This window comes from Streptomyces sp. NPDC030838 (genome assembly GCF_055572035.1).
Window position 1 is genome coordinate 287,540 of sequence record NZ_JBVIED010000011.1, and the last position, 13,062, is coordinate 300,601.

A 13,062-nucleotide genomic window follows, 5' to 3' on the forward strand; every position below is an offset into this window, starting at 1 on the left:
TAACCCCCCCCCCCCCCCCCCCCCCCCCCCCCCCCCCCCCCCCCCCCCCCCCCCCCCCCCCCCCCCCCCCCCCCCCCCCCCCCCCCCGACCCCCTGGTGCACATCGTGATCCCCTTCCGGGACCGCGAGTCGGGGCTTCGGACCCGCAACCTGCTGGCCTGCCTGCGGGCCCTCGCGGACCAGAGCGGCGGGCCCGCGCACCGGGTGACGGTGGTGGAGACGGACGTGGAGCCCCGCACACGCGAGGCGGTGGCGGGCCTCGTCGACGACTACGTCTTCGCGCCCAAGGACGGACTGTTCAACAAGGCGTGGGCGGTCAACGTCGGCGTGGTGTCGGCGCCGCGGGACATCCCCTACAGCTGCGTCCTGGACGCCGACATCCTCGTGGACCGGCACTTCGTCGCCCGCAACACGGCGCGGCTGCGCGACGGCGGGCACGGCACCCACCTGCCGTTCCGCTGGTCGCTGTCCCTGGACGAGCCCTCCACACTGCGCGCCCTCGCCACGCGCGTCGGCGCGGGCGCGGCCGAGGTGCCCGAGTCCGTTCTGCGGGGTCTGCTGCTGCGAGAACCACCGGGCGGCTGTGTCTGGCTGCGCACCGGCCTCTTCCACACGATCGGCGGGTTCGACGAGCGCTTCGAGGGATGGGGCGGAGAGGACGACGACGTGGTGGCGCGGCTGTCCGCCGCGGCTCCGCTGGTGCGCTTCGACGATGCCCTGCTGCACCTGAACCATCCACGCCCCGACATGACCCGCGAGGACGGCCGGCCGTTCAACGCCCATCTCGAGCCCATGAACCGGACGGGGGCACACCGCTATGGCGACCGAGAGAAGTTCAGCCTTGACCGGGCCTGACGGGAGCGCCGTCCAGGGCCGCGGACCGCTCCGCCGCCCTGATGACTTCGTCGACCAAGGCGCCCTCGGTGGCCGGACACACCGGCGGGCGTCCCTCCCGCACCGCGGCGGCGAAGTCCGAGAGCAAGGGCACATGGGGGTTACCGTGCGGCGTGTGCACCTCGTGCCGCACGCCGTCGGGACCCGACACGGTCAGCGCGCCGCGGTCCAGCGGGTCGAGGACGAGGGAACGGTCACGGCCGTGCACGGCGAGGCGGTCGACGGGCGGCGCGTCGTCCCACTCGAACAGGCAGTGCCCCCGGGTGCCGGGCCAGTCGAGCCGCACCTCGGCCCGCCGTTCGGCGCCCGCCGGGAACCGGCGGCCCAGACGCGCCCTGACCTGTGTGGGACGCCCCCACAGCATCAGCAGCAGGTCCAGACGGTGGCTGCCCGCGTCGGCGAGCACACCGCCTCCGGAGACGGCGGGGTCGGTGCGCCACAGCATCGGATGCCCGGGGCCCGGTGCGAACGCGCACCGGAACCGCACGTCCACCCGCTCGGGCGTCCAGGTCGCCAGCTCCGAACGCAGCCGCTGGACGGCGGGCGCGAGCCGACGGTAGTACGCGACACCCGCGCGGCGTTCCTCCTCGACGACGGGGGAGGAGGCGGCGGGCAGAGAGCCGGCCAGCGGCTTCTCGACGAGTACCGCCAGGCCTGCCCGCAACGCCTGCTCGGCCAGCGGTACATGCTGGACGACAGGAGTGGCCACATACACCGCGTCGACCCCGGTGAGCAGCTTCGAGAGCTCGGTGCCGGACGCGGGGATCCGCCATCGCCCGGCACACGCCCGTGCGCGCCGGGCGTCGCGCCCGCACAGGAAGAGGGGCTCATGACCCAGCTCGCGCATCGCCGGCAGCACGCGGCGTTCCACGACGTCGCCGTAGCCGGCGATGCCCCACCTCATCGTCATGTCCTCACGGGATGATCGCGACCTTGAGCGTGTGGCGCGGCGGGCCGTCGTACGGTGCCCGCTCGGCGTCCGGATACAGCACGCGGCTCGCCGACAGATGCTCCATCGCCTTCGGCAGCTCGTCGAGGGCGTACGTGTGGGTGAGCAGGTCGGGAAGAAACAACTCCCGCGCCCGCGCGAGCCGTTCGGCCACGGCGAGGGCTTCGGCCCGCGCCGTGTCGAGCGGTTCGGCGGAGCTGTGCACCCGCAGCCCTTTGCGCTCCCAGGTCACCAGGTCGACGGTGACATGAGTGTCCACGTGATGGGTGCCGAGCATCACGACGAGACCGTTCTGCCGTACAAGGCTCACGCAGGCGTTCAGCGTGGTGGGTGTGCCCACGGCGTCCACCGCCACGTCGAACTCGGAGCCCGCGCGGAGGAGTTGCTCGGTCGTTCCGTTGACGTGCCGGGTCGTGTCGGCGCCGAGCCGCACCGAGCGCTCCAGCCGCCACGCGTCGAGGTCGACCGCGGTGAGGTGCGCGGCCCCGCGCAGTGCCGCCATGCGCAGCGCCATCAGCCCGACGGGGCCCTGGCCGATGACGACGACCCGGTCTCCGAGCCGGACGCCCCGGGTGGCGTGTACGGCGAGCGGCAGGAGCTGCAGAATCGCCCCCTGTTCGAAGGGCACTTCGTCGGGGAGCTTGCCCACGGCGACCTCGCGTGCCACGGCGAACTCGGCGTATCCCGAGGTCAACGGCGTGCGGACGAAGACGCGCTGGCCGGGCGCGACCCGTGTGACACCGGGACCCACCGCCTCGACCACGCCGGCGATCTCGTGCCCGAAACAGCCCTGTGCGCAGTGGTCGCGCAGTCCGTAGTAGTGGTAGTAGGCGAGATCGCTGCGGTTGCAGACGGTGCAGGCCCGGACCCGGATCAGCACCTCCAGGGGACCGGGCACCGGCACGGGAACGTCGCCCACCAGGCGTATGTCGCGCCTGCCGACCAGCTCGTATCGTCGCACCGCTCTCCTTCAACGTGGCTGCCGCCAGCGGCAGTTGGGCCTGGAATGCCGGTGCAGAATACCCTTGACGATCTCCATTGGTACAGGCCAATATTCCTTTGGTGTAGGCCAATCCCCGTCAGGGTTTCCTGCTGAGTGCCCGGGCTCACCGCAGCGCCTGCGCTCATCTTCCGCGGTCCAAGTCGCTGAATCCCGCCCGTGATGGTCCGACGGGCTCGACGCGGCGAAGAGCGGCTGACCGTTTCACCGCGTGCTTCCCGTGCCCCATCCCACAGAGCTCTGGAGTGACAGCATGACGACGCCCCATCCCCACCTGTACCGGGCCGCCTCGGACCGCCCGTACTTCAGCGCGGACGCGGAGACCTACCTGGCGCCGACGCAGCTCCGGGACCTGCGCAAGACAAGGCCGCTGCGCGTGCTGTCCGAAGAGGACTTCCGCTTCTGGCAGACGCACGGGTATGTCGTGGTGAAGGAGGCGATATCCGCCGGGGCGGCCAAGGGCCTGCTGGAGTTCACCTGGGAGTTCTCGGGCCTCCACCCCGACCGTCCCGAAACGTGGTACGAGCCGCGGGAGTTCCGCTCCGACCTCGATCGCGACCTGTACGTCTACGGCTTCATCGAGGCGTACCACCACCAGCTCATCTGGGACAGCCGGCAGACCCAGCGGGTCTACGACGCCTTCGTCGACGTGTGGGACTGCGAGGAACTGTGGGTCACCCTGGACCGGCTCAACCTGAACCCACCCAACGTCAGGAACCGTTCGCGCTCACTCATCGAACCCACGGACGAGGGTTTCGACATCGAACTGCACTGGGACGTCGACACCACGCTGAGCGTGCTGCCCCAACGGGTGCAGGGCATCATCGCGCTCAACGACACCCAACCGGAACTCGGCGGCTTCCAGTGCTGCCCGGCGCTGTTCACTCGCTTCAACGAGTGGCAGGCCACTCAGCCCGCCGACCGGGACCCGATCAGGCCCAACGTCGACCGGGCGGAGTACCCCGTCGTACGACCCGAACTCAACGCCGGTGACCTGCTCATCTTCAACGGACTGCTGGCCCACGGGGTGGCACCCAACACCTCTGACAACGGTGTCCGCGCGGTCCAGTACCTGTCGATGATGCCCGCTCTGGAAGAGCACGAGGAACTGCGGCAGTCCCGCGTGACGTCATGGCGCACCCTCAGCACCCCCGACTGGAACGGGACGCTTCTCGGCGACGCCCGTCGGCACGAGTCCCTGAGATACGGACCCGCGGAACTGAACGACCTCGGTCGGCGACTGCTCGGCGCCGATGCCTGGAGCGGGCGCCCCGCCGCGCGGTGAACCGGAGAGACCCTGTGGACAAGATCTGCCTGACCCTGCCGACCAATCGGGCGTGCCCCACGACGCTGTCGGCGATCGCCGAAGAGGCGGCTCACGCCGCCCACCACCATGGTGTCGAGGTGCACCTGCTCGTTCTCGACTCGTCCGACGAGCACACCGTCGGCGAGCACGCCCGCATCATGGAGTCCTTGCCCCGTACGGCCAATGTGACGGCACACCATCTCGACGAGGCGCGGCAGCGGGACTTCCTGCGCCGAGTGATCGACACCGCCGGCGTGCGCGACACCGACCTGCTGCTCGACCTCATGCTGCCCCAAGGCGTCTCCTACGGTGCCTGCACGAACCGCGCCTTCCTGTTCGCCGCCGCGCTCGGCTGCCGGTCGGTGCACCGCAGGGACTCGGACAGCCGCTACCAACTGTTCGACGGCCACCCCGTCTTTCCCATCGACCACGAACTGACCTCCTTGGGCAAGCGTGCCGCCGACGCGGTGGCGGGTGTCTCGCAGGCGCGTCTCGACCCCTCCCTGGCCGACCGTCCGGTGTCGATGGTGGGCAGCTCCTTCATCGGTGAACTGTCGGTCGACATCGGCGAGATCCGGGACCTCGACGAGGCCGTCTACGAGGACGTCGTCGGCCTCTGGGCGCCCGCGCACTGGTCGCCGGAGGCGAAGCGGGACCTGGCCCGAGAATCCTTCACGGGGGCAGGTGTCAGCCCCTTCAACGGAGACCACTCGACCCTGACACTGGTCGACCCGATGCGCGTGGACATGTGCAACATCAGTTTCCACCACGGTGTCTACGAGCGTGTACCGCTGCCCCCGGCGACCGACACCATCGGGAGCGACTACTTCCTCATCCATCTGGTCCACGACGCACGGCTGCCCGGGGTGCTGCACAACCGCACCATCGAGAACTACTACACCGGGGAGCGGCGCACCCCCGCCGGATTCCTGGCGTACCAGACGCGGTTCGTCAAGTTCCTCCTGTCGATGCTCTATTTCCACTCCGTCTACGACGGGATGAGAGCGGCCGGCGACGCCCTCCTCGACGACCGGAACACGCCTCGGCCCGATGTCGTCGCCGCCCTCCTGCGCCGCAGTCTGGATCTGGACACCGCGGAGAACGAGATGCGGCTGGACGTCCTGGACGTCTCCTACCGGAAGCTGAGCGGCAAGTACGCGCGGGTCGCCGACCTGCTCGCGGAGCGGCGCCGGCGAGTGCTGTACGAGGCACGACGTGACATCGCCGACTTCGCACTGCTGACCGAGCACTGGGAGGCGCTGGTACGGGCGAGCCGCATCGTCGAGGTGCCGGTGACGCGCGGATGAATCCACGTCTGCGTGCGGCCCTGGCGGCCACCACCGACGACCGCGTGATCTTCGATCTGGACGCCGTGGCCGCCCAGTACCAGACACTGACCCGGGAACTGCCCGACATCGCCGTGCGCTTCGCGTTGAAGGCCTGCCCCGTCGAAGAGGTCCTCACGTGCCTGGCGGAGTGCGGGGCCGGCTTCGACGCGGCGAGCCCGGGCGAGATCGCGCTCGCTCTCGGAACCGGCGTGCCTACGGACCGTATCCACTACGGCAACACCGTCAAGTCCGACGCCCAGATCGCGGAGGCCCACCGACTCGGCATCCGCGACTTCGCCACGGACAGCGTGGAGGACGTGACGGCACTGGCCGCGCACGCGCCCGGAGCCCGGGTGTTCTGCCGGCTGGCCACCGATGGCTACGGCGCCCTGTGGGGACTGAGCCACAAGTTCGGGTGCTCGCCGGACGACGCCCTGCGCGTGATGGACGCCGCGCGCGCGGCCGGACTGACTCCGGACGGCCTGTCGGTCCACGTCGGATCACAGCAGATGACCGCCGAGGCATGGCGACGTGCCTTCGACACCCTGGCCGGCACCCTCGTGGCGCTCCGGACGCGGGGCATCGAGCCGACTCGTGTCAACCTCGGCGGTGGCCTGCCCGCCCTGGGCTACACCGACCGGCACGGCAGGAGACTGGAACCACCACTGGACAAGATCTTCGCGGTCATCCGCGAGGGCACACAACGGTTGCGGGACCTGTCACCGCAGCCCCTCGCGTTCCTCATGGAGCCCGGACGGCATCTGGTCGCCGACCACGGCGCGATCAGGGCGCACGTCAGCCGGCTGACCTCCCGTCGGCAGCCGGACGGCGAACGCGTCCACTGGCTGTACCTGAGCTGTGGGAAGTTCAACGGCCTCTACGAGATGGACGAGGTGCGCTACCCGATCGTGCTGCCCACCCATCCGGGGGAAGGCCGCGCCGACGGCACGGAGTACGTGTCCGCCGTGGTCGCCGGACCCACCTGCGACAGCGACGACGCCTACGCCCACGACCACCCTCGCGTGCGCGTGCCGAAGGCGGCCGTGTCCGGCGATCCGGTCTGGGTGCTGTCCAGCGGCGCCTACGCCCTCAGTTACATGACACAGGGGTTCAACGGCTTCCGGCCGCTGCCGTACACCTGCATCGGCGGTGCGGACAGGGCCGGGGGAGGGGATGACTGAGTGGGCCGCGAGAACCGCATCCGTCACATCGCCCAGGGGGACTGGCCGCAGATCGCCGCCCTCGAGACCGAGGCATACGCGAACAGCACGCTGCTGGAGGGGCAGGAGGCCCTGGAGTCCAAGGGGCGCGTCTCGCCCGCCACCTGTTTCGTTCTGGATCTCGGCGGCCGGATCGGCGGGTATGTGCTCGCTCTGCCGTATCCGATGTTCCGGTACCCGGACCTGGCCCGGCGGGAGCGGGCCGCGCCCGCCGTGTCCGGCACCCGGAACCTGCACCTGCACGACATCGTCGTGGCGCGTGATCTGCGCGGCCGGGGGTGGGGCGGCCGGCTGCTGGACCGCCTCACCGCGCAGGCACGCCCGGCGTACGACCGTATCTCGCTGGTGGCCGTCGCCGGCATGGCGGCGTTCTGGGCCTCGCGCGGCTACCGCTCCCACGAAGGAGTCAGGCTGCCGCGCGACTACGGGCGCGACGCCGTCTACATGTCCCTGGCGGTCACCCGGGACTGACGGCCCGCCGAAGCCCCAGGGGGACCGCCGCGAACTCCTCCGGGCCGCCGGTCCGGAGCTGAACGGACAGACATCAGCGTTTCGCCGCCGCCGGAACGGGCCGAGTGGCGACGCACCAAGAGCGAGAAGGAACCCGAGAGTTGGCAATCATCGAGGATGACACCGGCCCTGTCGGTCCCGGTACGCTGCGGCGGCTCGCCGCGGCCTGGCCCCGACGCGCCACGGTCCGCACCGACATGGACAAGGTGACGGGGGCCGAGGAGTACGACCCCGAACTGCTCGACTACCCGGTCGCACTGATGCCCTTCGGCGAGCACCCCGACTTCCAGAGCGCGCCGGAGGACAAGCGGCGCCTGGTGAACACCCTCGGCTGGATCGCGTACAACGAACGCGTCGTGGCCGCGGAGGAGTTCGTCGTCAATCCCACCTTCGAGAAGCTCGGTCACGCCGTCTACCCCGGCGTGGACCGCTTCGAGGTCAAGGAGATCGTGCGGCAGTCCCACATCGACGAGGTGTGGCACACGTACATGCACATGCTGGGCATGCGGCGCACCCGCGAGGCGCGGGGGATCACCGCCGAACCCGACTGCGGCCACCCGGTGACCAACCGTCTGCTGTACCGGGCACAGGAGGCGGCGGGCGAGCGCTGGGAAGCGGACCTGCTCTATCTGCTGTGGACCACGGTCGGCGAGGTCAGCGTCAACGCCTTCCTCGACCTGATGGCCCGCGACACCACCGTGCAGCCGATGCACGCCACCATCGCGCGGCTGCACGCCCGCGACGAGTCGGCCCACGGCCCGGTCATGGTCGAGGTGATGAAGGACGTCTTCGTCCACCTCGGCAGGCGGCAGCAGGACTTCTTCGTGCGATCCCTGCCCGCCGGGATCACCGCCTTCTGCGCCGAGGACTTCGACTGGTGGCTGAAGGTCCTCGAGTTCGCCGGCGTCCCCAAGGCCCGGGACATCGTCGAGGACTCCCGGGGCGGCCCGCACGCGGACCTGCTCGTCACCGACTTCTCCGGCATCCTGCGCATGCTGCGCGAGCTCGGCGTCGAGGACCGGGTGGACTTCGACTTCGCGGGGGCCTCCGGTGCCACGGGGAGGGCCGCGTGATCCTCACCGGTCCCGAGATCACCGAGGCCGCGCGGGACGGGCGCATCGTCATCACCCCGTTCAACCCCGCCCAGGTGAACCCCAACAGCTACAACGTCTGCCTCGGCGACAGGCTGCTGACGTACACCGACGACGTCATCGACCCCTACCGCCCCAACCCCACCCGCGAGATCACCATCGGGGAGGACGGCTACGTCCTCCGGCCCGACCAGCTCTACCTCGGGCACACCGTGGAGCGGATCGGATCCGACCGCTACGTACCGCTGCTCTTCGGACGGTCCTCGGTCGGCCGTCTCGGGCTCTTCGTGGAGATCACCGCCCCCATCGGCGACATCGGCTTCCACGGCCAGTGGACGCTGATGCTCTCCCCGGTCCGCCCGCTGCGGGTCTACCCCGGGATGAGGATCGGCCAGATCATGTTCTTCGTGTCGCTCGGTGAGGTCGACCTCTACCAGGGCAAGTACCAGGCCTCGGCGGGCCCGCAGGAGTCCCGCTACTGGAAGGACGTGGCGGTGCCCACGACATGATCCTCACCCGTCAGGCCATCGCCGCCGCCGTCGAGCGCGGCGACATCGTGATCGAGCCCTTCGACCCCGATCGGATCTCGCCGAACGCCTACGACTGGCGCCTGGGCGACCGCATCCGCGTCTGCGAGGGCGACGAACTGGACGCCGCGGCCGCGACCCGTGTCACCGAGCACGTCATCCCCAGCGAGGGCATGGTGCTGCGGCCCGGACAGCTCTACCTCGGCGTCACCCACGAGCGCACCCACTCCGAGCGCTACGCCCAGATGATCAACGGCGACCGCAGCCTCGGCTCGCTGGGCATCTGGGTCCATGTCTCCGCCCCGCTCGGCCACGTGGGCCACGCCATCCGCTGGACCCTGGAGATCCGCGTGGCCCGCCCCGTCCGGGTCTATCCGCTGATGCCCTTCGGGAAGATCGTCTTCCTGGTCGCCGCAGGAGAGGTGTCCAGTTACCAGAACCTGGGCCGCAAGTACACGCGGACCAGCGGCATCGACATCTCCCGGCTGTACGAGGAACTGCGGTGAACGCGGTGCGCGTGCTGACCGGGCTCGACCTGCCGTGGGGCAGCGCCGGCGGCAGCGTCGAGCTGCTCAAGGACCTGTACCTGGACCCCTCCGGGCCGATGACGGCCGACGCGTTCATGCTCGCCCCGGACGGCCCCCCGCTTCCCGCCGACAGCGGCACCGGACTCCCCGTCCTGCTGGACGTCCCGGGCAAACAGCTCGACGGCGAGGGTTTCCGGGACTACGTCGACCGGCTGACCGACGCGGTCACCGCCCGCTTTCCCCACCACGAGATGGACGTCGTCCATCTCCAGCACCTCGCCTTCGGCGCCACCCCGGCGCTGCTGCGCGGCTATCCGAAGCAGCCCGCCATCGGCCTGGTGCACGGCACGGACCTGCTCTTCGCCGCCGAGCACCCGACCCAGGGCGAGGTGCTGCGCGAAGCGGTCCAGGCCGCCACCGCCCTCGTCGTGCCCACCGCCGCGATGGCCGACCGGCTGCGGTGCCTCACCCCGGTCGACACCGGCCGTATCGTCCACATCCCCTGGGGGATCCCCGACGCGCTGCTGGCCGCGCCGCCCCCGCGCGGGCCCCGCGACCACACCGAACTGCGCGTGCTCTACGCCGGCCGCCTCACCGCCGAGAAGGGAGCCGCCGAACTGGCCGCCGCTCTGCACGGCGTACCGGGGCTGCGACTCTCCATGGCCTCGCCCGTGGCCGAGTTCCGCCGGCTCTCCGCCGTACAGGACCTGTCGGCCGTACGCCACCTCGGCTGGCTGACCCGCGAGGAGCTGTGGACGGCCTTCGCCGAGCACGATCTGCTGGTCGTTCCCTCCGCGAAGCTGGAGGCCTTCGGCCTGGTGGCCGTGGAGGCCCAGGCGTGCGGGCTCCCGGTGGCCTACCAGCCGGTGCCCGGGCTGCGGGACGCGCTGGGCGACTCCGCCCTGCCCCTCGACCTCCGCGCCGACCCGCGGCGGGCCCTGGCCGAGCTGACCAGGCTGCGTGAGGACCCGGGCGCGCTCGACGAGCTGCGCCGCTCCGGCTTCCGCAACGCCGCACGCTTCCCGCTGTCCAGAACCGCACGTGAACTGGCCACCCTCTCCGCCCAGGTGAGCTGAGACCGGCCCCCGGCTCCCCACCTTCGAAGGGACACGACATGTACACCGCCGCGCTGTTCGATCTCGACGGCACCCTCATCGACACGGAGCCCCGCAGCTACGAAGCCTGGTCCCGGCTCTTCCGCAACCACCGCGTCCCCCACGACGAGGCCACCATCAAGGGCTTCGCCGGACGGCCCGGCAGAGAGGCGCTGCTCGACCACCTCGACCGGTTCCCCGGGCACACCGTGGACGAACTCTTCGCGGAGGCCCTCGGCTACACGGCCCTGCCGGACATGCCCCCCGTCACGGCGGTGCCCGGCGCACTGGAACTCCTGGACCGGCTGCGCGCCTCCGGGGTACCGCTCGGCCTGGTGACCTCCGGCACCCGGGACTACGCCCGGCACGAACTCGGCGCCATCGGCGCGCTCGGCCTGTTCGACGTCCTGATCACCTCCGACGACGTCACCCGCGGCAAACCGGATCCGCAGGGCTGTCTCGCCTGCTGCGCCGCACTGGGCGTCGAGCCGGCCACCGTCGTGGTGTTCGAGGACGCCCCGGCCGGGGTGGCGGCCGCCAAGCGCGCCGGCGCCGACTGCGTGGCCATCACCTCCACCCAGTCCGCGGCGGCGCTGGCCGCGGCCGACCTGATCGTCCCCGACCTCACCGGCATGACCTGGCCACCCCCGACCCCGGCCGTGGCCGCGGCGACGCGGACGGAGGTCTGAGCCATGAGCGACGCGATGCTCGAAGTGGTCGTCACGTCCGCCGAGGAGGCACGCGCGGCGGTCGAGGGCGGCGCCGACCGGCTGGAGCTGGCGACCGACATGGAAGCCGACGGAATGACCCCCGAACCGGCGGAGTTCGAGCGCACCGCGGCGGCGGTCACCGTTCCGGTGCGCGTCATGCTGCGCGACAAAGGCGGTTTCCAGGCGGCGGACCTCGACAGCCTGTGCGCCCGCGCCCGGGAGCTGCGCGCGGCGGGCGCCCAGGAGTTCGTCCTCGGCTTCCTCACCCCGGACGGCGCACTCGACCTGCCCGCGATCCGCGCCGTGCTCGACGCGGTCCCGGGCTGCCGGTGGACCTTCCACCGGGCCCTGGACCACGCGGCGGACCGGAGGGCGGTCCGCCGCGCCATCGACGGGCTGCCCGGCCTGGACACCGTGCTGTCCGCGGGCAGCGTCACCGGTGTCGCGGCGGGCCTGCCCACCCTGCTCGACGAAGCGGACCGCCGAGGGGAGCCGGGCTACACCATGGCCGTCATGGCCGGCGGCGGCCTCGCGCCGGGGCACGTCCCGCTCCTGCGCGCCCGCGGCGTCCACGCCTTCCACGTGGGCACGGCGGTCCGCCACCAGGGCTGGGACAGCCCGGTCGACCCGGCCGCCGTACGCCGCTGGCGGAATCTCCTCGACGCCGCCGCCGGGAAGGACGCCGGCTGACATGCCTGCCGAGACCCCCGCGCCCGAGTGCGTGTTCTGCGACATCGTGGCGGGCCGACTCCACTCGGAGATCCTCTTCGAGGACGAGCGGAGCGTCGCCTTTCTCGACAACACCGCGGTCATGGAAGGCCACACCCTGGTCATCCCCAAACGCCACGCAGCGGACATCTGGACCGTCTCCGAGGACGACGCGGCGGCCGTGATGCGCACGGTCCACCGCATGGCCGCGGTCCTCCGGGACGTCCTGGAGCCGGACGGCCTGACGCTCTTCCAGGCCAACCGGGCGGCGGGCTGGCAGGACGTCTTCCATCTCCACGTCCACCTGGTGCCCCGGCGCGACGGCGACCATCTGCACCGCCCGTGGCACGTGGACCGCGCCGACCCGGCCGCGCTGGCCAGAACCCGCCGCCGTATCCTCGCCACCCACCGGCTCCCGCACGCCCAACCCTGACCGGCACCCGCACCGAGCGGCGCCTACCGGATCGGGGGACCCGTCGCGTGCGGCCGGCGGTCGGCCGTGTTTCTCAAGCCTTCATTGGTCATAGAGTCGGTGCGTGACTGACGAAGACTCCACGTTCGACGTACTGGGTGTGCTGAGCGACCCGGTGCGCCGCAAGCTCTACCGACACGTCGCCGCCGCCCCGGAGGAGGTGGGCCGCGACGCGGCCGCGGAAGCGGCCGGTGTCTCCCGGTCGCTGGCCGCCTTTCACCTGGACAAGCTGGTCGAGGCCGGACTGCTCGCCGTGTCCTTCCGGCGGCTGTCCGGGCGCACCGGCCCCGGGGCGGGGCGGCCGGCGAAGCTGTACCGGCGCGCCGAGGGCGAGCACGCCGTCTCCGTGCCGCCGCGGTCGTACGACGCCGCCGCCCGGCTGCTCGCCGAGGTGCTGGAAGACGCCGGGTTGGACCGGGAGCTGCAGGCCGCGGCGAGAGCGGCGGGGGCGGCGCAGCCGGACGCGCGTGCCGACGACGTGGTGGCCGTGCTGCGAGCCCGTGGCTACCAGCCGTTCTGGGACGGGGAGACGCTGCGGCTGCGCAACTGCCCCTTCCACGCGCTGGCGACGGAGTTCCCCGCCCTGACCTGCGGGATGAACCTGGCGCTCATCGAGGGCCTGGCGCCCGAGCAGTGGTCACCGGCGATGGATCCGTGTCCGGGCGGCTGCTGCGTGGCGCTCTCTAAAAATAAAAGGCATTGACTGTAGAAGTCGGGCCGGGCCAT

The 13,062-nt window shown here is 71.4% G+C and carries 15 protein-coding genes; 13 read left to right on the forward strand and 2 right to left on the reverse strand.

The window, feature by feature from the left end:
- Positions 1-105 precede the first annotated feature (105 nt).
- On the forward strand, positions 106-855 hold the full coding sequence (locus ACZ42A_RS27000) for a galactosyltransferase-related protein (protein ID WP_468529846.1): 750 nt from the start codon (positions 106-108) through the stop codon (positions 853-855).
- On the opposite strand, the gene ACZ42A_RS27005 is transcribed toward ACZ42A_RS27000, so the two are convergent.
- A complete protein-coding gene (locus ACZ42A_RS27005; protein ID WP_468529847.1) occupies positions 836-1,804 on the reverse strand; it encodes a Gfo/Idh/MocA family protein in 969 nt (322 codons plus the stop codon). The genes ACZ42A_RS27000 and ACZ42A_RS27005 overlap by 20 nt on opposite strands.
- A gap of 4 nt (positions 1,805-1,808) precedes the next feature.
- Positions 1,809-2,804, reverse strand: a complete 996-nt coding sequence (locus ACZ42A_RS27010; RefSeq protein ID WP_468529848.1) for a zinc-dependent alcohol dehydrogenase — start codon at positions 2,802-2,804, stop codon at positions 1,809-1,811.
- Positions 2,805-3,096: 292 nt separating this feature from the next.
- Here ACZ42A_RS27010 and ACZ42A_RS27015 point away from each other — a divergent pair, with 292 nt between their 5' ends.
- The 12 genes from ACZ42A_RS27015 to ACZ42A_RS27070 all read left to right on the forward strand — a co-directional run bounded on the left by ACZ42A_RS27015 (position 3,097) and on the right by ACZ42A_RS27070 (position 13,039).
- On the forward strand, positions 3,097-4,128 hold the full coding sequence (locus tag ACZ42A_RS27015; protein WP_468529849.1) for a phytanoyl-CoA dioxygenase family protein: 1,032 nt from the start codon (positions 3,097-3,099) through the stop codon (positions 4,126-4,128).
- Positions 4,129-4,142: 14 nt separating this feature from the next.
- Entirely contained in the window at positions 4,143-5,456 is a 1,314-nt protein-coding gene (locus ACZ42A_RS27020) for a DUF6271 family protein (RefSeq protein ID WP_468529850.1), read from the forward strand.
- Positions 5,453-6,658, forward strand: coding sequence for a type III PLP-dependent enzyme (locus tag ACZ42A_RS27025; protein ID WP_468529851.1), 1,206 nt, complete (start codon positions 5,453-5,455; stop codon positions 6,656-6,658). Before ACZ42A_RS27020 ends, ACZ42A_RS27025 begins: the two co-directional genes overlap by 4 nt.
- Entirely contained in the window at positions 6,659-7,168 is a 510-nt protein-coding gene (locus tag ACZ42A_RS27030) for a GNAT family N-acetyltransferase (RefSeq protein ID WP_468529852.1), read from the forward strand.
- Between the two features lie 140 nt (positions 7,169-7,308).
- Positions 7,309-8,280 (forward strand): diiron oxygenase, encoded by a 972-nt coding sequence (locus ACZ42A_RS27035; protein ID WP_468529853.1) that lies wholly within the window; start codon positions 7,309-7,311, stop codon positions 8,278-8,280.
- Positions 8,277-8,807 (forward strand): dCTP deaminase, encoded by a 531-nt coding sequence (gene dcd / locus ACZ42A_RS27040; protein WP_468529854.1) that lies wholly within the window; start codon positions 8,277-8,279, stop codon positions 8,805-8,807. The genes ACZ42A_RS27035 and dcd overlap by 4 nt, the downstream gene beginning before the upstream one ends.
- Positions 8,804-9,331, forward strand: coding sequence for a dCTP deaminase (locus ACZ42A_RS27045; RefSeq protein WP_468529855.1), 528 nt, complete (start codon positions 8,804-8,806; stop codon positions 9,329-9,331). Before dcd ends, ACZ42A_RS27045 begins: the two co-directional genes overlap by 4 nt.
- The gene (locus tag ACZ42A_RS27050) at positions 9,328-10,428 is read left to right on the forward strand and encodes a glycosyltransferase family 4 protein (RefSeq protein WP_468529856.1); all 1,101 of its coding nucleotides are present in this window, start codon (positions 9,328-9,330) and stop codon (positions 10,426-10,428) included. Before ACZ42A_RS27045 ends, ACZ42A_RS27050 begins: the two co-directional genes overlap by 4 nt.
- A gap of 38 nt (positions 10,429-10,466) precedes the next feature.
- Entirely contained in the window at positions 10,467-11,135 is a 669-nt protein-coding gene (locus ACZ42A_RS27055) for an HAD family hydrolase (RefSeq protein WP_468529857.1), read from the forward strand.
- Positions 11,136-11,138: 3 nt separating this feature from the next.
- The gene (locus ACZ42A_RS27060) at positions 11,139-11,846 is read left to right on the forward strand and encodes a copper homeostasis protein CutC (RefSeq protein ID WP_468529858.1); all 708 of its coding nucleotides are present in this window, start codon (positions 11,139-11,141) and stop codon (positions 11,844-11,846) included.
- 1 nt (position 11,847) lies between these two features.
- Positions 11,848-12,297: an HIT family protein gene (locus tag ACZ42A_RS27065; RefSeq protein WP_468529859.1), complete on the forward strand. Its 450-nt coding sequence runs from the start codon at positions 11,848-11,850 to the stop codon at positions 12,295-12,297.
- A 103-nt stretch (positions 12,298-12,400) separates the two neighbouring features.
- Entirely contained in the window at positions 12,401-13,039 is a 639-nt protein-coding gene (locus ACZ42A_RS27070) for a helix-turn-helix transcriptional regulator (RefSeq protein WP_468529860.1), read from the forward strand.
- Positions 13,040-13,062 lie beyond the last annotated feature (23 nt).